The sequence below is a fragment of the Cesiribacter sp. SM1 genome, from assembly GCF_020178975.1.
Taxonomy (GTDB): domain Bacteria; phylum Bacteroidota; class Bacteroidia; order Cytophagales; family Cyclobacteriaceae; genus Cesiribacter.
The window spans coordinates 75051-96213 of the sequence record NZ_JAHXBU010000044.1 but is presented as its reverse complement, the minus strand read 5'-3'; the positions used below and the strand labels follow the sequence as shown (position 1 = coordinate 96213).

Genomic DNA, 21163 nt, shown 5'->3' with positions numbered 1-21163 from the left:
AGTACATCGATTGATACTATAGGTTGAGCACAGGATCTGAAATACTGGCAACTTATGCATAAATATTTTTACCACTAAAAACACCTGCAATATGGAAACCCTAACCCTCGAAAGACCAGCCGATCTGCCCCGCCCCGACTTTAAAGAAAAGTACGAACATTTTATTGGTGGAAAATGGGTAGCACCTTCATCGGGAGAGTATTTCGACAACATCTCTCCTATTGATGGTAAAGTATTTACCAAAGCCGCTCGTGGCAATAAAGAAGATATAAACCTGGCCCTTGATGCTGCCCACAAGGCTTTTAAGCACTGGTCAAAAGCAAGTGCCGCTGTTCGCAGCAAGCTGCTGCTGGATATCGCCGACCGCATGGAGCAGAACCTGGAGCTGCTGGCACGCGTGGAAACCATTGATAATGGCAAAGCCATCCGTGAAACCAGGGCGGCAGACCTGCCGCTGTGCATCGACCACTTCCGCTACTTTGCCGGTGCCATCCGTGCCGACGAGAGCACCATGTCGGAGCACGATGAACACACCATTAGCATAAACCTGCAGGAACCGCTGGGCGTTGTTGGCCAGATTATACCCTGGAACTTCCCGCTGCTGATGGCTACCTGGAAAATGGCCCCTGCCCTGGCTGCCGGCTGCACCATTGTAATGAAGCCTGCCGAGCAAACCCCTACGAGCATCATGGTGCTCATGGAGCTGATCCAGGACTTGCTGCCTGAAGGTGTGCTAAACATTGTTACAGGTTTTGGGCCTGAAGCAGGCAAGCCACTGGCACAATCGCCCAGGGTTGCCAAAGTAGCCTTTACCGGCGAAACCACCACCGGCCGCCTCATCATGCAGTACGCCTCCGAAAACCTGGTGCCCGTAACCATGGAGCTGGGAGGTAAATCGCCCAACATATTTATGCCCAGCATTGCAGAGGCCGATGATGAGTTCTTTGATAAATGCATAGAAGGTGCCGTGATGTTTGCCCTCAACCAGGGAGAAGTTTGCACCTGCCCTTCGCGCATACTGGTACACGAAAGCATCTACGACCACTTTATGGAGCGGGTGATTGCCCGCACCGAAGCCATTAAGATGGGTAACCCGCTGGCCGACGACACCATGATGGGGGCACAGGCATCTAAAGACCAGTACGAGAAAATTCTTTCCTACTTTGATATTGGCAAACAGGAAGGTGCCGAAGTACTTACTGGTGGTGGTCCTGCCAACCTGAACAGCGGCCTGGAAGGGGGCTACTACATTCAGCCAACTCTGTTCAAGGGAAACAATAAGATGCGGGTATTCCAGGAAGAGATCTTTGGCCCTGTAACTTCAGTAACCACCTTTAAAACCACTGAAGAAGCTATTTCCATAGCCAATGATACCCTCTACGGTTTAGGTGCCGGCCTCTGGACGCGTGATGCACACGAAATTTACCAGATGCCACGTGCCATACAGGCTGGCCGGGTGTGGGTAAACTGCTACCATGCCTATCCTGCGCATGCGCCATTCGGTGGCTACAAAAAATCTGGTTTTGGCCGGGAAAACCATAAAATGATGCTCAACCACTACCGCCAGACCAAAAACATGCTGATTTCCTATGATAAGAAAAAGCTTGGTTTCTTTTAGTTGTCTCATTTAGTTTAGCTGGTTTATAGCCCTGCCTCAGCTGAGGCAGGGCAATTTTTCATTTAAATATCAAATTATGAGTGTAGCACGCGTAGACATTACCCAAAGCGCCAGGGAAGTAATAGACAGGCTGCGCGCCATGCACGGTCCATTGATGTTTCACCAAAGCGGTGGCTGTTGCGATGGTTCGCAGCCCATGTGCTTTGAAGATGGCGAATTTAAGATTGGCGAAAGTGATGTGCTGCTGGGGGAAGTTTACGGTTGCAAATTTTACATGAGCCGTGATCAGTTCGAGTACTGGAAACACACCCATCTTACCCTGGATACCACCCCCGGCAGAGGCTCCAGCTTTTCGCTGGAAATACCTCTTGGCATCCGTTTCCTGATCCGCTCCCGGCTGTTTACAGAAGAAGAAATGGCTCAACTTGAGGCTGTTGAGTAATTTCAGCCCAGCGGCATGCTCTAATTGAACTGGAGCTCTTTTTGTTGCAATTACCGATTTTTGAAAGATGTAAACTAAACCTTTTTCGGTACCGTTTCTGATGGTATGAGAAATGGACTATATTTAATAAGCGCAATATTATTATTACTAACAGGCTGTAATGGCGCTATAAATCAGGTCTTTACCAGCACAACACCTTACGAGGCCTATATCAGAACGCTTGAAAAGGCAGAGCTGGCAGAAACACCCATGGTGCAGGCCTGGATTGCTGCCGGTCAGCAGGTGTTCAGAGATTCTGTTATTGTTACCCTGCCCCTGAGCGAGGCTGGCTATTTTAGTGCCGGCGAACCTACTGCACGTGCCTACCACTTTGAGGTAAAAGAAGGGCAGGTACTTTCCATAGCCGGTAATAGTGAGGCCGAAGCCAATGCAAGGCTGTTTCTGGACCTCTTTGTATGGAGAAATAATGAATGGAAGCAGGTGGAGCACAGCGTAGCCGCGGGTGATACCCTTTTTCAGCTTAGCTATGAGTTTGATAACGATACAAGAGGCCTGCTGCGCCTGCAGCCGGAGCTAATGGCCAGGGTGTATTACACCATCAGTATATCCCCCAATCCTGCTCTTATTAACCCGGTATTCGGTGCCACTAACCGTTCAATTGGCAGCTTGTATGGAGTTGACCGGGATGGCGGCAGGCGAAGCCATGAGGGTGTAGACATCTTTGCGCCCAGAGGCACCCCTGTAATTGCTCCTACCAATGGCTTTATCTCCAGGGTAGGCAACAACAAGCTGGGAGGTAAAGTAGTATGGATGCAGGACCAGTCCCGGGGCCAGTCGTATTATTTTGCTCACCTCGATTCGCAGCTGGTGCAGTCAGGTAAAAGAGTGCTACAGGGCGATACCCTGGGGCTTGTAGGCAACACCGGTAATGCACGCACCACCCCTCCCCACCTCCATTTTGGCATATACCAAAGGGGGAGTAAAGACCCAATCAACTACATCCGCACCCTGGAGGCTGCCACCCTTAGTCCTCCCCTGGATACAGCCCTTATGTCAGGGGCCTATGAGCTAACAGCCCGGCAAACAAATTTGCGTTCCGGCCCCGGAAATAAACACCTTGTGCTGGAGCAACTGCCCCGTGATACCTATGTAAAAATACTCGGGCAGAGCGGCGACTGGTACAGAGTTTTGCTACCTGATCAGAAACAGGGGTACGTGAGCAAAAACCTGGTTGCGCCTGTAGCAGGTGGCGGTACTGCGGAGGTTCAGGCCGCTGCTCCACTGCTTTCAGAAGCTCGGCCGGATGCTGTGCCAGTCACTTATTTTTCTGATACCGGTAATGTAGAGGTACTGGCCCTGTATGGTAATTACAGCTTTGTGAGAACAGCAGATGGAAAAACAGGCTGGGTACAGCAGCCTTAAAACAACAACAAAAAAGGGCCTTGAGGCCCTTTTTCCATTTTCGTGCTATTAATGTATGATTAACGGATGGCAATTTGCTTTGGCGGACGAGGCTTAGCCTCTTCTTTTTTGGGTATGCTTAAACGCAGCACACCATCTTCATATTTAGCCTGTATTTTTTCATCATCAACCACTTCTTTAGGCAGGCTAAAACTGCGCTGGAAGGACTGATAGCTAAATTCGCGCTTGGTATAGCGTTCACCTTCTTTTTGTTCATTTTCAGTCCTCTTTTCAGAAGAGATGGTCAGCACATTGTTATCCAGTTCTATCCTGAAGTCCTTTTTGGACATTCCGGGAGCAGCCATCTCAACTTCATAACCATCTGCAGTTTCGCGAATGTTTACTGCAGGTATGCTGCTGCCAGTGTTAGAAAAGTTGCTGTTGTTCCAATCCAACCAATCCCTGGTCAGATCGAAGAAACCTGGAAGAACGCTTCCGTTGTTGAATCTTGATAAGCTAGTCATAATTACCTCCTTTTCTTTTTGTTCAACCATTGTTAAATCGCTAAAAAGTTGATTAAAATGACACTTAGCCTAAAGCAAGCCCTGTACCAAACAAAAAATCAGGGCTTATAGCGTTCAAAACATGTTTTTAAAGTAAAAATTTGTCAGGATCACGTACATTTTTACAGCATTAGAATGACAGAATGTCAATATCTGTCATTGGCATAATGCCATAATTAAGCGCTGTTGGCAGTGAGTGTGTTGCTTATAGCCAGCAGATACTGTTTAATCATAAGCATGGAAGTGCCTGCCTGAAACTAAAAAAGCAGCAGCATATCTCAACCGCTGCTGCTCTTATAAATCGGATTATGATAATCAGGCTTCTCCCCCTAACTGGCGGCACAGATCCTGGTGGTCCCAGTTTACAGAAATGCTTTCAATAAGCCCCTGCTCATTGAAGCGAAAAATAAAAATATGGTCTGAGTTAAAGCGAAGGCCTTTGTTAGGTATGCCGGCAAAATCCTTCACCTGGGTACCACCAATGTTTACTTCGCAAATAAGACTTCCATGCTGATCTATTCTTGATTTTTTGATCGTATTGCTGATATCAGGAAAAGAATCGATGAGACCAGTCCAAAGATACCTGCCGATTCCCTCTACCTTACCGGCGCCATCATCTCCCAAAGGGATAAATGCAGCCACAGCTGAAGGAGAAAAAAGCTCCAGCATTTTTTCAATTTTACGCTCATTGTACCTGCTGAAAAAGTTGAGCGCGGCAGCATGCTCCTGAAGTTGAATACTTGTTTCCATAGGTTTGAATAATTTGAATGTTAGATCAAAGGTACAGGCTGCCACTGCTGGTAGTATTGTAAAAAAAAGACTTTTGCAGAAGAACCTCAGGAAAAGCTAACTAAGCTGCGAAAGCAGTTCTTTATTGAACCTGTAGTAGCTGGCCGGATTTCGGCCTATGAAATTCGAAAAGTCTTTAATAAAATGAGCTTGGTCGTAATATCCGGCATCCAGAATTACATCGTGCCAGTTGATCTCCTGCTGGTGTATCAGCAGGTTACAAACATTGCCCAGCCTTAGCAGCACAGCATACTCTTTGGGGTTAAGCCCAACCTTATGTAAAAAACTTCTCTGAAATTGCCTTGTGCACACATTCAGCTGGCCGGCAAGCTGCTGAATATTCACCTTACCTTTATGCTGTATCATCAGTTCAGTGGCCCTATCTACATAGTTTGGCTTTACCTTTCGGGAATTTAGCTGATGGGCAAGAAAGGCCTCCAGTATACTGCGCCTGTCCTCCAGGCTGCTGGCCCTGGGGAGCTGCTCCGAAATCAGTAAAATTTCCTTTCCCAGCAATCTTTCCAGGTCTACCCGCCTATTCGTCATATTTCTCATGCCGAAACCAAATATGCTGCATATGGCCGCAGGTTTGAATACAATTCCAGCCATGGCAATTTTCCCGGGTAGTACTAGCCTGTAACTGCTGGTGGCCTGTCCGGCTAAAAATGCAGGAGATGTTTTATATACACCACCCGGCTGATGTACTTCGTAGGGATCACCGTAGTTAAATACAAATGCAGTGTAGCCGTTTGGAGGGCTTTCTGCCTCGAAGGGTGTTGTACGTGGGGTACTGTCTTCCCAGAAAAAATAAGAATCTACATAGGGTAGAAAATCAGGAGAAGGTTTAAGTTTTTGATACAGCAAGCGCACCTCCTTTATATCATTCTCTCTATCAATCTAATAAAAAAATGCTCAATTTGGTATAGTAGCATCATGAAATTAAGCCTGCTGGTGCCCACTTACAGTCCTGATTTAAAAAAAACAAGATTTCCAAACCTGGAAAAGAACAGCTTCCTGTAACTTTGCATTTTGTAGTTTAGTAGTATAGGCATGTCTATCATCTTGAAAGAAGCGCCTGCCGTCAGCAGCAGCAAAGTAGCCGAAAAGGCAGTGTTTCCTGTGCTATTTGCGCTAAGCATTTCTCACCTGCTCAATGATACCCTGCAGTCGCTCATTCCATCTATATATCCGCTGGTAAAGTCTTCGCTGGGCATCAGCTTTACACAGGTAGGGCTTATAACCTTCACCTTTCAGCTGGTGGCCTCGCTCCTGCAGCCCGTGGTGGGCATGTATACCGACCGCAACCCCAAGCCTTACTCCCTGGCCATAGGCATGGGCTTTTCCCTTACCGGGCTGGTGCTGTTATCGCAGGCGGGCAGCTTTTCAACTGTGCTGCTGTCAGTGGCACTTATCGGTATGGGGTCTGCTGTTTTTCATCCGGAAGCCTCACGCCTGGCACGTATGGCCTCTGGCGGCAGGCACGGTATGGCGCAGTCACTCTTCCAGGTGGGTGGCAATGCCGGCAGCGCACTCGGCCCTTTACTGGCAGCGCTGATCATTGTTCCTTACGGGCAGTTTCACATCATCTGGTTTTCACTTGCCGCACTCTTAGCCATAATCATCTTATCAAAGCTGGGCGGATGGTATCGGAACAACCTGTACAGGCTTAAGAAAAAGCCTGCAGGCAGCAATCGCGAACAGGAGCTGGCAATCCTTTCTCCAAAGAAAGTTGCGTTCTCGCTCTTTATCCTGATGGTGCTTATCTTCTCCAAGTATTTTTACATGACCAGCATGCACAGCTACTTTACCTTTTACCTGATCAACAAGTTTGGGGTATCGGTACAAAGCTCGCAGCTCTACCTGTTCATGTTTTTGTTTGCCGTTGCTGCAGGTACTTTTATTGGCGGCCCGGTAGGCGATCGTATTGGCCGCAAATATGTAATCTGGATCTCCATTCTGGGTGCAGCACCATTCACCCTCCTGCTCCCTTATGCCAACCTGTTCTGGACGGGAGTTCTGAGCATGTGTATTGGTGTGATTATCTCCTCTGCCTTTTCTGCGATTTTAGTATATGCCCAGGAGCTGGTACCCGGTAAGGTAGGCATGATCTCAGGGCTGTTCTTTGGTTTTGCCTTTGGTATGGCAGGCATTGGATCAGCAGTGCTTGGCGCCCTGGCCGACCATACCAGCATTCAGTATGTGTTTACCCTCTGCTCATTTTTACCCCTGCTGGGTCTGGTAACAGGCTTTCTACCAAACATTGAGAAAAAGGAAAGTTAAAAGCTGTATGTGCCGGGCGGCTGATCGTACGGCACTGACAGACAGCAAAAAAGGATTAGCTAACACTAATACAAGTTTGAGAAATGTAAGAATACAGCCTGATCGTCAGCATTTTTCCTTTTTTTATTCAATTCGCTGCAAACAGCTACCCCTAACCATTTAACCACCAGCACATTAGCACATTTCCAAACATAGTGGAATACCCTTAGCCTCACGTGGTTTTCCCTTAGCGCCAGCTGGCACTATTTTGAGTCTGCCCTACATTTTTAGTCGACTCACTCATTAAGTGCTACTCATCATCAGAAATCTGCAATTAGCTGACTATTACTTTTTCAACATTATTGCTGGGCAGAACGGCATGTGATGTGCGGAGATAATTAGGCTTACATTTCAGCCATAATACCTCCATACTTGTAGCAGAAAATGCTATTAGACAAGCACATAGGTTATTGATCTGATTTATGAGATTTCCATATAAGCTGATAAAATCTGAAAGTTTAGAAGTACTGAAGTCGGAGTACGAAAAGCTGTTAAGTTCCAATAAGGCAGCAACAGCTTTTATAAAGGAAATAGAAAATGGAAACCTGGAAGCCCGCTTCAGCTTTGAAGATGGTTCTGCAGAGGGTCTTTCTCAGGCGCTGCGTTCAATGCAGGCGCAGCTGCAGAAGATAGCCGAAGAGGAACTGGAAAGGAACTGGTCTACCAAGGGCCTGGCCTTATTTGCAGATATACTGCGTTCCGATGCCACCAATGCAGCAGATTTCTATCAGAAGATAATTTCTAACCTGGTAAAATACCTGAATGCCAACCAGGGGGGGCTTTTTCTGGTAGAGGGTGCAGATACCGAACACATTACCCTGGACCTGGTATCCTGCTATGCTTACAACAGGCAGAAACACATCAGTAAACAAATTGCCCCCGGCGAAGGCGTCATTGGGCAGTGTTTCCTGGAAAAGGAAACCATTTACCTGACCGATGTACCTAATGAATACATTAAAATCACCTCTGGCCTTGGCGCTGCAAACCCTTCCTGCCTGGTAGTAGTACCCCTCAAGATCAATAGTGAAGTACATGGTATCATAGAGCTTGCCAGCTTTGATGTGCTTAAGCCCTACCAGGTAGAATTTCTGGAAAAACTGGGCGAAAGCATAGCTTCTACCCTATCGAATGTTAAGGTAAACGAAAGAACTAAGCGATTGCTGCAGGACTCCCAGCAACAGGCAGAGGAGCTGCGTGCACAGGAAGAAGAAATGCGCCAAAACCTGGAAGAGCTCAACGCCACACAAGAGAACCAGGCCCGCTTACAGAAGGAGTTATTAGCAAATGAGGAGGAACTAAGAGCCCAGCTGGAGGTACTGCAGGAAACCAGAGCTGAAATTGACCGCGTTAGGCAACTGGAGCAGGAGCGCGCTAACGAACGGATTGAAAGTCAGAAAAAAGCCACTGAAAAGCTGGTGGTAAAATTCAGACAGAATGAACAGGACCTTAAAGCTGAACTTCAAAAATTAAGAGAAGAATTAAACAATTTAAAAACGGACAACATAACACCACATGAAACTAGAAGTTAAAAACAAACTGGGTGAGGTATACTATTCTGCTCAGTACAACAGCAAAGATAATTGTGTAGTAAGCGAGTGGAGAGGCTATGTTAGTGCAGAAGAAGTGATTGCAGCTGTACAACAGGTAATGGACTCTTTTGGCGACCTGAAATTCAGCAACTCCCTTAATGATAGCAGCAAAGGCGAAGGCTCCTGGGACGAGGCCAATGATTGGCTGGCAAAAAACTGGATTCCCTATGCCATTGCCAACGGCCTAAAGAGGTTTGCCTTCATTGTATCCGATGATGTTTTTTCGGCAATGTCTTCTGATGATCTTGTTACCAAAATACCCGGTGCCGGACTTGAAATGAGAACATTTCAAACAAGAGCCGAAGGAGAAGCCTGGCTTAAAAGCGCATAACACTGGTTGAATCCATCCACAGCACAAGTGTTTAAGCCAGTACGGATAAAAACAGTTTTTTCAAGAGCACTGGCAAGCAAAGCATAAAAAAAGCAGGTAACTGTCAATTACCTGCTTTTAAATTATCCGCTTATCTGGTCTTTTTGGTCTTTCCGATCAGGATTAGGAATATGCTTTACATAATCGAAATCCAGCAACCTGGTTAAACTGCCGCGGTGAGCATCAAAAGACAGGTTCTCCACTTTCGTTTCCAGCACATTATCATGGCCTACCAGCATGTGGCGGGAAATATTATCTGTATTTTCTTTATTAGCAGAGTAGAGCGCAACATAGTCTTTCATGCTGGTACCCTGCTTGGTTAATACAGAATTAAGCTTGTCTATTACGGCTGGTTCTGCTCTTTCAGCAAATCCAAAATATCTGAAATCGCCATTTTCTTCTATTCTATGGCGGGGAAAGTTATCATGAATTTGCTTTTCAAAAGACTTTTCTAATTTCTCGTCCTCGAAATGATATAATAAAACGAAATTTTCCATATGTAAGGGGGTTTAATGTTCTACAAATGTTATACTTATAGGTACGGTGCAGAAATGCAGGGGTTTATCTACAGCCCTTATCACTGGCTGATAATTTGACCGTTTTCCCTTATTTCCACATCCATATTTTTGCCCTTCTGCTTAAATTCCACGTCATAGAATTTTCCCTTTTCGGCATTATCCACCTGCTCAATTTCGGTTATTTCATCTTTATCATAGTCTTTTTCAATAACATCCTGCACTGTCTTTGGCAGCTCGTCAAACTTCAGGCTGCTTTCTGTTTCTATCCAGTTACCTTCTTTGGTATAATCTGCCCGGTATTTTTCACCCTCCTGCTTAAAGCTGGCCTCGTAGTAGCCATTGGCATCTTCGTTCCATTCAACATCAGTAGCACTGGGGTACTGCCGCTCAAAGCTAGCTTTGGCCGCATCCATGTTAATCCCTGCAGCAGTACCTGCCGCAGAGGCTGTATTGATGCGATCTGCCTGTTCTAAAGAGCTCGTACTATCCTGCCCACTGTTGGTTTCTTCCGGTGAGCAGGAGGTGCAGCAGATAATAGCTGCAAATAGAAAATAATATTTACTCATGATTTCCTTCGTCTACATGAATTCCGGCTGCAGCAGTATTTCCTTTAGCTGATATGCCTATCTTTGCAGCAGAAACTTTTTATTAATCAATACATAACAGCAAATGAAAACCGCAGAGATTCATACGAATAAGGGAGTAATGAAGGTGCAATTTTTTGAAAAAGATGCTCCCAAGACTGTTAAAAACTTTGTAGACCTATCGCAGAAAGGTTATTACGATGGGCTGTCGTTTCACAGGGTAATTCCAAACTTTGTGGTACAGGGCGGCTGCCCCGATGGCACTGGTGCCGGCGGACCAGGTTATACTATTCCATGCGAGCTGGATGGTGAGAACCAGTACCACGACCGCGGCGTACTGTCTATGGCCCACCGCGGGCGCAACACCGGGGGCTCGCAATTCTTTATTTGTCACAACCGCCAGAACACAAAGCACCTGGATCGCCAGCATACCGTGTTTGGTAAGGTGGTTGAAGGCCTTGATGTGATAGATGACATCCGTCCCGGAGATACAATAGAAAGAATAGTGGTGCAAGAGGAAGAAGCACAGTAAACTGCTGTCAGCTGAACTTCAACATTTTAAGATTAAAACAGAACAGCCCCGGATGCTCTCCGGGGCTGTTCTGTTTTTGTGAATTCAATAAACACTACTCAGTTTCCTGCCCCGACAGATCGTAAAGGCGCACCTCAATATCAATCCTGCGGAAGCTGTCCAGCTCCTTGCCAATGGAGGTAAAGTCGCTATGCAGTATTCTTCCGCACATTACGTTTTCTTTGCGGTACCAGGTGATCTTACTGTCAAAATCACCGATTTGCATAGAAACCCAGGGGTCATATACAAACCACACCCTTTTCTTTCCTATTGCAGGAGCATACGCCTTCCGCAGTTTGTTAAGGTAATCATATTCATCGGTTGCACTCATGCGCACATCGGGCAATTGAACTGCGTTAATTCCAAGCCCGTATACTTCGTTGTAGTACTGGTACAGGTGCTCTGTATTCCAGTATAGAAGTACCACATCTCCCTCCTGCATATGCTCTTTGATGTACATAATACCTTCGCGGTAGTATGATTTTTTGCCAGCTGCAAACATATCTGTATCTATCACCTGCCTAGCCGATAAAAAGACCGGCCATAACAGCATGATGGCCGGCAGCAGATAACGCCACCTGCCAACTTTAGCAGGAAGGTACCTGGTAATACGCTGGCATCCTTTAGCCATCATGAGGATGGGAACAGGTGCCAGAAACACCAGCAGCCTGTCGTAGAAAGGATATTTATCTATCATGGCCGCCAGCAGCGTAAGTGCAAAAGGAAGGAACAGCACCAGGAAACGTGTCTTGTTTTCTTTGTAGAAGAGCAAAGCACCAAGGCCCCAGAACAGGAACATAGGCGCTGCCATTTTGATAATAAATCTAAGCAGCGAGCTTTGTAAGGCCTCTATCTTATAGTGACTCCAGAGTACATTTAAGGGATAATCCAGAAAAGAGTACAGGGAATGGAATATCCAGCTTAGCACATCAGTAAAAGATGCATCCAGCGGCAAAAAGCCACCTCTCAGCCTGAACCACTCCATGAGCCATTCGGCATCGGCCTGCCTGGAGATAAACAGGTAATAGCTTAGGCCAAAGCTTAAGAGCCAGAAGGTAAAGGGAATGATGGACAGGAACATAGCCCGCCACTCGCGCTTTAGCAGGTAGTGCAGGCTAACAGCCATGGCAATGCCTGCCAGAAAGAAAATTGCCGAATAAGAAAACCAAAGGATAAGAGCGCCCCCTACCCCCCACAACAGGAGCGATTTAGCATCGAAGCGGTCATGATAGCGGATATACAGGTACAGGCAGAGCACAGAAGCAAACATTTCTGTACTGTACTGTTTGATCTCTACTGAATGATACACCAGTACCGGGGAAAAAGCCATCAGGCCCATGGCCAGTAACACCCCCATAGGCCTAAGGAAATAACGGGTTACTGGCAAGAACAGTAAAAGCGAGGCAACACCCGTAATGAGCGGAATAAGCCTTAGTGCCATTTCTTTTTGCCCGAACAGCACCACACAGGCTTTCACAAGCCACAAAAAGCCGATAGGTGCTTTTTGCTCATAATAGAGCTGGCTGGTGGCCAGTTCCATAAAGCTCATCTTTACAAAACTGGTTACCAGGTACAATTCATCATTCCACAGGGAACGGTTATCAACATAATGGAACAACCTTAGAAAAATACCCGCGCCTATCACAAACCATGCCCACCGGTTCAAAGACAGAGACAAAGGCCTTCTGCCAACAGGCCGCTCTAATACAGCTGTCGTCTGCATGGGTTTCAGATGTTTTGTAATGATATTCACTTTCTAAAGGTATAGGTAAAATATACAAGCTCCATCCATCAGAGGGCATGTTCGATTGGTGTTAAATGCTAGTGCTGAGGCTTCTGTTCCTGTCCCGACAAGTCATACAACCGTACTTCTATGTCCTCGCGCAAAAAAGAATCTATCTCTTTGCCTATGGTGGTAAAATCTTTATGGAGCAGCCGCCCCCCCTGTACATCATCAACAAGGTACCAGGCTGGCCTGTGATCATAGTCGCCAATTTCCAGCACCAGCCAGGGATCATACACAAACCAAACTCTTTTTTTACCGATGGCATCCTGGTATTCAGGTCTTAGCCTGTTCAGGTAATCCTCCGCATTTTCAGAAATCAGTCGAACATCACTTAACTGCTTTCCATTGATGTTAAGATCATAAGAAGCGTTATAAAACTCAAAAAAAGGCCTGGCATTCCAGTACAATAGTACCACATCTCCCTCCTGCATATGCTCATGCATATAAAGGATGCCTTCCTTGTAGTATGATTTTTTATACTCTCCAAACAAATTAGTATCAAGCATTTGCCGGGCCGAGCTGTAAAAAGGCCAGAAGAGCAAAATAGCTGGCAGCACATAACGCAGTGTTCCTACTTTTGCCGGTAGGTAGGCCGTAACCTTCTGGCAGCCATGTGCCAGCAGCAGAATAGGAATTGGCGCCAGGAAAACCAGCAGCCTGTCGTAAAAAGGATATTTCTGAAGCACAGTACCAATAAGCGTAAGCACAAAGGGGATCAGCAGCACAAGAAAATCCATTCTGTTCCTGCGGAATATAGCCGCATAGCCAATGCCCCAGAAAAGGAACATGACTACTGCCATCTTAAGGAAAAACTTGATGGCAGCATTACCGATCTCGTTAAAAACCTCTGCATTCCATAGTACGCCCAGGGGGTATATCATCATTCTGTAGAGCGACTGGAACAACCAGCCCAGGAATGCACCCACGGAGGCATTCAGTGGCGGAAAGCCATGCCGCTCCCTGAACCAGACCACGAGCCATTCGGCATCGGCCTGCCTGGAGATAAACAGGTAATAGCTTAGGCCAAAGCTCAAGAGCCAGAAGGTAAAGGGAATGATGGACAGGAACATTGCCTGCCACTCGCGCTTTAGCAGGTAGTGCAGGCTAACAGCCATGGCAATGCCTGCCAGAAAGAAAATTGCCGAATACGAGAGCCACAGGATAAGTGCGCCCCCTACCCCCCACAACAGGAGCGATTTAGTATCGAAGCGGCCATGGTAACGGGTGTAGAGATACAAAGAGAGCACAGAAGCAAACATTTCTGTACTGTACTGCTTAATCTCTACAGAATGATACACCAGCACCGGTGTAAGGGCCATGATACCCACAGCAACTACTGCCCCCAGTGGTTTAAGAAAATATCGGGCTACTGGTAAAAAAACAAAGAGAGAAGCAACACCTGCGATAAGAGGAATAAGCCTTAGCGCCATCTCCTGCTTACCAAACAGCACCACACAGGATTTTACCAGCCATAAAAAGCCAAGCGGTGCTTTTTGCTGGTACTCCAGGGAAGGGTTGGTGAGCTCCCAAAAACTCATTTTGATGAGGCTGGTAGATAAATACACCTCATCTATCCACAAAGAACGGTTATCGAAGTAATGAAACAGCCTTAAAAATACACCCAGACCTATGAATATCCAGATAAGGGTAGCAAGCAGGCTGTGCTGCTCTTCATGCTCCTGCAGACCGGCAAGAGCCGCACGGGGCCCTGGCGATCTTAATTCAAACTTGACTTGCAAAATCCTAGAGGTAAAGTTATTGATTATCTGTTCTTTACAAATATCTGCTTGCTTAACTCAATGCGTACCCTACAGTAGCAATTAAAAATCTTAAAGTCAAAAGCACGCAACAAAGATAAAAAAGCCAGCAAAAAGTGATATGTGAATTAAAGCCTAATTAAACTTCAAAAAATTACAAGGGGTAAATATGCTTGTTATTACTACAACCGACAAGAAAATCAGAAGAAATAACAGCAACAGATAGTAAATGTTATAAGCTCTGCCCTAATTCTTTGGTACACTATAGCTGGTTTGGCGCTCTTCCCCAACAAGTACAAGCTAAGGCTCAAAAAATGTATAACAAAAACTATCTAATGTTATAATTTACACTCACAGCCAGTAATTAAAAAGATTTATTTCAGACCTGGCACCAAACCTGAAGGGTAAGGTAGAGGTGCCAAAGCCTTTAGACAGGTAAAGATAGGGCTGCTCCTTATTGTACCATCCATTAACGTAGCGGCCCGACATAAGAGGCAACTTAGGCACCAGGTTTAGAAACCTCACCTGGCCGCCATGGTTATGTCCGGCAAAGATGTAGCTGATGTTCAGCTGATCTGCCGGGCTGCGGGTAGCATTCAACTCCTTTAACCTTGCCAGCACCGGCTCCTGCTGCAGCGGACTATGGATCAGCAAGATGTGATTTTCTTCACGGCCCACTCCTTCCACAGCCTCCAGAAAACAGGAGTCACTTTCTATGAAATCATCCAGACCAGTTATTACAAACCGTTCTCCCTGCAGCATGTAGGTCTGTGACCTGTTAATCAGCAAATCGCAGTTATATCGGCTGTAAATTTCCTGCAGGCTGCTTATGGCTAGTTTGTCTATATGATCATGATTTCCAGCGATTGCTACTTTTTTTATCTGCACGCTGATGCGGGAAAAAAACTTCTCTACTGTTGCTGCTTTCGTGTCACCATCAAGCGTATCGCCTGCAATCAGGATTAAATCTGGCTTGATTGTGTTTATTGTTCTGGCAAGCTTCTCGTAGTATGGCCAGTAAACCTTTTTTATGTGGAGATCTGTGATCAGCAGCAGCTTTAAATTTTTGTTTCGCTTACTGCTGCCAATGCTGAAGCTCTTACATTCAAAAAAATACTTCTCCAGAAATAAAGCGTCCAGGAGTACCACAGCTGCACCTGCAAACGATGCAGCAAGCCCCCATTTTATCCATTTGATATTCATCTAATAAACTAAACCAGTATCCAGGCCCTATAGCAGGCACTCGTAATTTTATGTTCTAACTTAGAAATCTTAACAGTACAACATAACGGTTAGCTTAGCTGCAGGTTACTGCTGTGGCGGGGCAGGCAAGCAGATAAAAGGGTATCGCCCCTGCTTATAAAAAAATTCACTCAGCACCGATAGCACAAAAAAAGGGCCTGCGGATGTCCACAAGCCCTTTCAAACATCAGGTTTTTAACAATTATTTTTTAACATTTTTGTTGATGTACTGCGCCAGCTCTTTTCCAGCCTTTGCATAAGATTCCTGAATTCTGTAGCCAGAATCGAAATCGAAGCCCATGGCATCTCTGCCCGGTGCTTTGTCGATGGTTACAACTGCCAGCTGATCAGACAGGGCTGCTGTTTTTACAAACACAGCCTGCAGGTTAACGAAAGCAGGCCTGCGCATAACACCTACGTTGAAGCCGGGCTCAGTGAATACGGTTTTGAGTACAATGGTATATTCAGCATCTGGATAGTTACCTACCTGCACATCATATTTTTCCAGGTGAGCATTCATCAGCTCTTCAAAGCGCGGCTCAAACCTTGCCTTACGGTCAGCAACCCAGTTTTTGTGCCATTCGTCTCCTTTACCAGGTTCTTTTGCATTGTAATCGCTTACCTTTTCGGAAACGTAATCCTGCTCATTCTCATACTTACCTACTCCCATGTTTTCATAATCGTAGATTACGTTAATGGTCTTCTGGTCTTTCAGGAAATCAAGATTACCTGAGGTAAGCTTAATTTTTTGCGCAAAGCCTGTGGTTGCAATCAGCACCATCAGAATAGCAAGGGCTAATTTGTTGATTTTCATAATAGTAAGATATTATTGGGCAAAAGTGTGAAAATTTTTCTAAAAAAAATAGCCTTAACACAAGACATTTAATAGCTCTTTTCAACCTTTTATTACACCCTGCGGCTCCTTACCATACAACAAGCTGAATCGATATCTAAAAAAACAACCTCCCTGCAAAAACAGAGAGGCTATTTCCTGACCAAATTATGGTTACTGACTAACAAATTTATTCAAATAAACTACCGGATTTGTTGTTCTTTTCTGTCAGAGGTCTGTCGTTCTATCATCCAGCCGGGGTAGGTTTGAGCAGGCTTGCTTACCTCATCCAGCTGCTGTAATTCCTGCTGGCTAAGCTCAACTTCCACTGCTTTCAGGTTATCTTCAAGCTGTTCTGCTCGCTTGGCACCAATAATCACACTGCTTACTGCTTTTTGATGCAGCAGCCATGCCAGCGCCAGCCGGGCAACAGATATCTGCTTTTGACCGGCGATGGTATGCATGACATCCAGTATATCAAAAGCCCTTTCTTTATCTACCGGCGGAAAATCAAAATTCACCCGCCTGGAGCCTTCAGGCCCTTCCCCACCTCTTTTGTACTTGCCACTTAGCAAGCCTCCTGCAAGCGGACTCCACACCATGAGGCCCATTTTCTGATCTTCCATCATGGGCACCAGTTCACGCTCAAGGTCGCGGCCGGCAATGGTGTAGTAAGCCTGCAGTGATACAAACTTGCTAAGCCCTTTATATTCAGCATATGCCTGGGCCTTCATGATCTGCCAGGCAGCCAGGTTGCTGCAGCCAATGTACCGAACTTTGCCACTACGCACCAGGTCGTCAAGGGCACGTAGGGTTTCTTCTATGGGAGTAATGGGATCAAAGCCATGTATCTGGTACAGGTCTATATAATCTGTATCCAGCCGGCGCAGGCTTTCCTCTACCTGCCACATAATGTGGCCCCTGCTTAAGCCGGTTTCGTTTGGTCCCTGGCCCATTCTGCCCCGCACTTTGGTTGCCAGCACCAGCTGATGCCTGTTTAAGCCAAGCCTTTTTACAGACTTCCCGGTCATTTCTTCTGAAAGACCTTCGGAGTAAACATTTGCAGTATCGATAAAATTGATGCCGGCATCTACCGCTTTTTTGATTAGCTCGTCTGCTGTTTCCTGGCCAAGCTGGCCAACAGCGGCAAAATAGCCTTTACCACCGAATGTCATGGTACCAAAACAAAGCTCCGATACCAGCAGCCCGGTGTTTCCTAAGGTGTTGTATTTCATTATTGATTTGAATTAGGTTGTTTTTCCTGTATTAGATGCTCTATTGCATAAAAGTTCTGCCACTGCCTTTGTTTGGAAAACAGCAATATAATTCAGCTGCTTATCCGGCTTAAAAATTCCGGTGAAAACAGCTGTGTACTATGGCCGGACAATAGCGCAGCAGCATACTGCAGAGTGGAAACAGCCCTGCTTGGCTTCAGGCGGCACAGCAGAGAAGCAGGGCTGTGTTAAACATTTTTGCAGATGGCAAGTATTCTTAATACACAGGCACGAAAAATGGTGAGCCTAAATTACTTAACCAGCATCATTGGAGGCATGTAAAATTTAAGACTACGTTTTACCCTGCTGTTTTTTTGTGCTGCTGACATTATTTACGTTGTTTAGCACATCTTTTTAAATAATTACATGAAAATCGACAAACACACCGTAGCATCAGTAACCTACGCACTTGAAGTAGAGGGTGAAATGGTAGAGCAAACCGACAAAAGCAATCCTTTAACTTTTCTGGTGGGTGTAGGCATGATGATACCAGGTTTTGAGCAACAACTGGTTGGAAAAGAGCCTGGCGAAAAGTACGACATTACCGTTCAGCCCGAAGATGGCTACGGCGAAAGTGACCCGCAGGCGATAGTTGACCTTCCTAAAGACGTTTTTAAAGTGAATGGAGAGCTGCAGGAAGATCTGCTTGTAGAAGGGAATGTTATTCCGCTGCAGGATCAGAATGGAAGCCCGCTGCAGGCAGTTGTGCTTGAGGTTGGAGACGATACCGTTAAAATGGATTTTAACCATATGCTGGCTGGTAAAACCCTGCATTTTACCGGCGAGGTAGTAGAGGTAAGAAAGGCTACTGAAGAAGAAATCAACCACGGCCACGTACACGGCCCTGGCGGACACCACCATTAATATAGATCTGAAACCGCAATCAAGAGCAGCACGATAGAAATATCTTTAAAAGCCCTGCCTGCTTTTCTGCTTTAAGATCTAGGTTTACATCAATTTAAAAGCACCAGCCTCTCATACAGAAGCTGGTGCTTTTTATTTGTTAAGGGTACCCTTTGATGATTTATCCCTGCTTAACCAGCTGAATTTCGCAATGTAGTTTTATCTCATCACTTACTACCACACTGCCTGCTTCGGTTACCGCACTCCAGGTTAAGCCAAAATCTTTCCGGTTAATTTTACCATCTACTGTAAAGCCGGCTTTGGTCTGGCCGTAGGGGTCTACCACAATACCTCCAAACTCCACATTTACCGTAACGGGTTTGGTATTACCACGAATGGTCAGGTCGCCGTGCAGCTGGTATTCATTGCCCGATACATTCTCATATCTTCTACCTTCAAATCTTAGCTGCGAATGGTTGGCAGCATCAAAAAAATCAGGTGATTTCAGGTGTGTATCACGCTGCTCGTTATTGGTACTGATGGAATCAATGTCTGCCGTAAACACCACTCCTGTTGGGTTGCTGAACTGCTCATCTTCGGTTTCAGCCACCAGGTCAAAGCTGCTGAAGTAACCGGTTACGGTGGTAATCATCAGGTGTTTAACTTTAAACTGCACTTCGCTGTGTGTTGGGTCAACTTTCCATTTTACATTGGCCATCTTAAATAATATTAAAGGTTATAAAAAATATTTTAGGGCTGCTAAACAGCCGCCGCATTGGGTGCACTTTGATTGTTGTTTCAACATTTTTAACTGTACTACCGGAAAGGTGTTTATACCTGAAGGCCTTTATTCACCTTATCCTTAAACTTTACTAAACATCAATTTTCACTGAAGTCATGGTAATGGAGCCAACCACAGCCTCATCGTTGAAAAAGCTGGCCTGCTCATTTTCTTCCTGTAAGGCAAGCGCATAAATGAGTGGCAGGTAATGATCTGGTGTTGGCACGGCAAGCTTAACGGCAACGCCAAGCGTTTGATAGTTGATAAGTGCTGCATGATCTCTGTTCCGGATCAGAGATTTTATCTTTTCATTAGCCTCTATAGCCCAGTCAAAACCTGTGCTCAGGTGCCAGTCCAGCATACGGAGGTTATGAACAATGTTGCCGCTTCCCATAATCAGCACTCCTTTTTTCCTTAGTGATGCAAGGCTCTTTGCCAGCTTATAATGTTCCGCGAGATCCAGGCTATAGTCAAGGCTTAGCTGCACTACCGGAACATTGGCACTGGGGTAGAGGTGTGTGAGCACACTCCAGGCTCCGTGATCGAGGCCCCAGTCGTGCGTAAGTGCTATACTGTTATTTTTAGCGCTTTCCTGTGCCGCAAGTGCCAGTTCGGGATCGCCTTTTGCAGGGTAGCGCATATCAAAGAGGGCCTTGGGAAAGCCTCCAAAATCATGAATAGTTACGGGCTGCTCCATTGCTGTTACATAGGTGCCTTTGGTAAGCCAGTGCGCAGAGATACAAAGAACAGCCGTGGGCTTGGGAAGAGATTCTCCCATCCTGCGCCAGCCCTTTGAGAAATTATTTTCCTCAATAGCATTCATAGGGCTGCCGTGCCCCAGGAACAAAACTGGCATGGCCCCAGATTCTGGCTGTTCCGGCAGGGCTGTCAGGTGTTTAAGCTTCGTCATCATACGCAAAGTGCAGTCAAAACAAATATACGAATTTTACATCTCAATGTTTAAACATCATTATATTAAAAAATATCCCTCCTCCTACAGCAAATCTTAACAGGCGGCGTTTAATATTAACAGCTCCTTAAGCTGGTAAAAACAGGTGTTTGTATACTTAGAATACTTAACTTAACAAGAACCTACAGCAATCAAAACCAGATCTATGCGACTGCCCTTAATATATCTGTTAACCATACTCTGCAGCCTGACTGCACTAACAGTTGCCGCACAGGAGGTACCTGTTTATGTACCTGAACTTTATATCAGCAAGGGCGATACCCTACCCTACAGGATACTGCTGCCCCAGAACTTTGATCCCGAACAACAGTACCCGCTGGTGCTGTTTTTACATGGTTCCGGTGAGCGCGGCAATGATAATACAGCCCAGCTGACCCATGGCAGCAATTTATTTTTCAGAACAGATATCAGGAATGACTTTCCTGCCGTGGTGGTTTTCCCGCAGTGCCCGGCAGAAAGCTCGTGGACCAGCGCAGTTATAACCAATAATGGCAACAATAGAGAATTTCAATTTCAGACCGAGGGAGAGCCTACGGCTGCCATGCAGCTGCTGCAGGGTTTGCTGCACGAGCTAAGAGATCGCTCTTATATTGATAAACAGCGGCTCTATGTTGGTGGCCTTTCCATGGGCGCCATGGGTACCCTGGAGCTGCTCAGGCGGGAGCCGGGTAAATTTGCGGCTGCCTTTGCCATCTGTGGCGGAGATAACCCGGCCAATGCCCGCAAATACAAAAATGTGCCCTTGTGGCTTTTTCACGGATCAAAAGATGATGTAGTTCCCCACTCCTTTTCTACCACGCTTGCCGACAAACTGGAAGAAATAGGAGCCAGAAACATTAAACTAACCATTTACCCCGAGGTAAAACACAACAGCTGGGACAAAGCCCTTGCAGACCCACAGTTACTGCCCTGGC

21 protein-coding genes are annotated in these 21163 nt (G+C 46.0%); 9 read left to right on the top strand and 12 right to left on the bottom strand.

Annotated features, from left to right (window positions below; translation table 11 throughout):
* Window positions 1–91 precede the first annotated feature (91 nt).
* From KWJ01_RS08685 to KWJ01_RS08675, 3 genes are all read left to right on the top strand, one after another.
* Complete coding sequence (locus tag KWJ01_RS08685) at window positions 92–1618, top strand: aldehyde dehydrogenase family protein (RefSeq protein WP_224996039.1); 1527 nt, start codon at window positions 92–94, stop codon at window positions 1616–1618.
* Between the two features lie 76 nt (window positions 1619–1694).
* Window positions 1695–2060, top strand: coding sequence for a DUF779 domain-containing protein (locus KWJ01_RS08680; protein WP_224996038.1), 366 nt, complete (start codon window positions 1695–1697; stop codon window positions 2058–2060).
* 105 nt (window positions 2061–2165) lie between these two features.
* Entirely contained in the window at window positions 2166–3482 is a 1317-nt protein-coding gene (locus KWJ01_RS08675) for a peptidoglycan DD-metalloendopeptidase family protein (RefSeq protein ID WP_224996037.1), read from the top strand.
* A gap of 59 nt (window positions 3483–3541) precedes the next feature.
* Here the strand turns inward: KWJ01_RS08675 and KWJ01_RS08670 are convergent, their stop codons facing one another.
* The 3 genes from KWJ01_RS08670 to KWJ01_RS08660 all read right to left on the bottom strand — a co-directional run bounded on the left by KWJ01_RS08670 (window position 3542) and on the right by KWJ01_RS08660 (window position 5677).
* Window positions 3542–4015 (bottom strand): Hsp20/alpha crystallin family protein, encoded by a 474-nt coding sequence (locus KWJ01_RS08670; RefSeq protein ID WP_224996036.1) that lies wholly within the window; start codon window positions 4013–4015, stop codon window positions 3542–3544.
* Between the two features lie 324 nt (window positions 4016–4339).
* Window positions 4340–4774, bottom strand: a complete 435-nt coding sequence (locus KWJ01_RS08665; RefSeq protein WP_224996035.1) for a nuclear transport factor 2 family protein — start codon at window positions 4772–4774, stop codon at window positions 4340–4342.
* A 96-nt stretch (window positions 4775–4870) separates the two neighbouring features.
* Window positions 4871–5677 (bottom strand): helix-turn-helix domain-containing protein, encoded by an 807-nt coding sequence (locus tag KWJ01_RS08660; RefSeq protein WP_224996034.1) that lies wholly within the window; start codon window positions 5675–5677, stop codon window positions 4871–4873.
* Window positions 5678–5863: 186 nt separating this feature from the next.
* On the opposite strand from KWJ01_RS08660, the gene KWJ01_RS08655 reads away from it, so the two are divergent.
* The 3 genes from KWJ01_RS08655 to KWJ01_RS08645 all read left to right on the top strand — a co-directional run bounded on the left by KWJ01_RS08655 (window position 5864) and on the right by KWJ01_RS08645 (window position 9052).
* Window positions 5864–7093 carry an MFS transporter gene (locus KWJ01_RS08655; protein WP_224996033.1) on the top strand — a complete coding sequence of 410 codons (1230 nt, stop codon included), beginning with the start codon at window positions 5864–5866 and terminating at the stop codon, window positions 7091–7093.
* A gap of 461 nt (window positions 7094–7554) precedes the next feature.
* On the top strand, window positions 7555–8661 hold the full coding sequence (locus KWJ01_RS08650) for a GAF domain-containing protein (RefSeq protein ID WP_224996032.1): 1107 nt from the start codon (window positions 7555–7557) through the stop codon (window positions 8659–8661).
* Entirely contained in the window at window positions 8645–9052 is a 408-nt protein-coding gene (locus KWJ01_RS08645) for an STAS/SEC14 domain-containing protein (RefSeq protein ID WP_224996031.1), read from the top strand. The genes KWJ01_RS08650 and KWJ01_RS08645 overlap by 17 nt, the downstream gene beginning before the upstream one ends.
* A 122-nt stretch (window positions 9053–9174) precedes the next feature.
* On the opposite strand, the gene KWJ01_RS08640 is transcribed toward KWJ01_RS08645, so the two are convergent.
* Both KWJ01_RS08640 and KWJ01_RS08635 read right to left on the bottom strand, forming a co-directional pair.
* Entirely contained in the window at window positions 9175–9588 is a 414-nt protein-coding gene (locus tag KWJ01_RS08640) for a hypothetical protein (RefSeq protein ID WP_224996030.1), read from the bottom strand.
* Window positions 9589–9668: 80 nt separating this feature from the next.
* Window positions 9669–10175, bottom strand: a complete 507-nt coding sequence (locus tag KWJ01_RS08635) for a PepSY-like domain-containing protein (protein WP_224996029.1) — start codon at window positions 10173–10175, stop codon at window positions 9669–9671.
* A 103-nt stretch (window positions 10176–10278) separates the two neighbouring features.
* Between KWJ01_RS08635 and KWJ01_RS08630 the strand changes: the two genes are divergently transcribed.
* Complete coding sequence (locus tag KWJ01_RS08630; protein WP_224996028.1) at window positions 10279–10725, top strand: peptidylprolyl isomerase; 447 nt, start codon at window positions 10279–10281, stop codon at window positions 10723–10725.
* Window positions 10726–10819: 94 nt separating this feature from the next.
* On the opposite strand, the gene KWJ01_RS08625 is transcribed toward KWJ01_RS08630, so the two are convergent.
* The 5 genes from KWJ01_RS08625 to KWJ01_RS08605 form a co-directional block, all read right to left on the bottom strand.
* Window positions 10820–12487 carry a glycosyltransferase family 39 protein gene (locus KWJ01_RS08625; RefSeq protein ID WP_224996027.1) on the bottom strand — a complete coding sequence of 556 codons (1668 nt, stop codon included), beginning with the start codon at window positions 12485–12487 and terminating at the stop codon, window positions 10820–10822.
* A gap of 98 nt (window positions 12488–12585) precedes the next feature.
* Window positions 12586–14289, bottom strand: coding sequence for a glycosyltransferase family 39 protein (locus KWJ01_RS08620; protein WP_224996026.1), 1704 nt, complete (start codon window positions 14287–14289; stop codon window positions 12586–12588).
* A 369-nt stretch (window positions 14290–14658) separates the two neighbouring features.
* Window positions 14659–15510 (bottom strand): metallophosphoesterase, encoded by an 852-nt coding sequence (locus tag KWJ01_RS08615; protein ID WP_224996025.1) that lies wholly within the window; start codon window positions 15508–15510, stop codon window positions 14659–14661.
* A 241-nt stretch (window positions 15511–15751) separates the two neighbouring features.
* Complete coding sequence (locus KWJ01_RS08610) at window positions 15752–16363, bottom strand: hypothetical protein (protein WP_224996024.1); 612 nt, start codon at window positions 16361–16363, stop codon at window positions 15752–15754.
* A gap of 221 nt (window positions 16364–16584) precedes the next feature.
* Window positions 16585–17616, bottom strand: a complete 1032-nt coding sequence (locus tag KWJ01_RS08605; RefSeq protein ID WP_224996023.1) for an aldo/keto reductase — start codon at window positions 17614–17616, stop codon at window positions 16585–16587.
* A gap of 405 nt (window positions 17617–18021) precedes the next feature.
* Between KWJ01_RS08605 and KWJ01_RS08600 the strand changes: the two genes are divergently transcribed.
* A complete protein-coding gene (locus tag KWJ01_RS08600) occupies window positions 18022–18519 on the top strand; it encodes a peptidylprolyl isomerase (RefSeq protein WP_224996022.1) in 498 nt (165 codons plus the stop codon).
* A 160-nt stretch (window positions 18520–18679) separates the two neighbouring features.
* Here the strand turns inward: KWJ01_RS08600 and KWJ01_RS08595 are convergent, their stop codons facing one another.
* The gene (locus KWJ01_RS08595) at window positions 18680–19216 is read right to left on the bottom strand and encodes a YceI family protein (RefSeq protein ID WP_224996021.1); all 537 of its coding nucleotides are present in this window, start codon (window positions 19214–19216) and stop codon (window positions 18680–18682) included.
* A 154-nt stretch (window positions 19217–19370) separates the two neighbouring features.
* Entirely contained in the window at window positions 19371–20192 is an 822-nt protein-coding gene (ygiD, locus tag KWJ01_RS08590; protein WP_224996020.1) for a 4,5-DOPA dioxygenase extradiol, read from the bottom strand.
* Between the two features lie 202 nt (window positions 20193–20394).
* On the opposite strand from ygiD, the gene KWJ01_RS08585 reads away from it, so the two are divergent.
* A partial coding sequence (locus KWJ01_RS08585) for an alpha/beta hydrolase-fold protein (protein ID WP_224996019.1) occupies window positions 20395–21163 on the top strand: 769 nt, incomplete at its 3' end.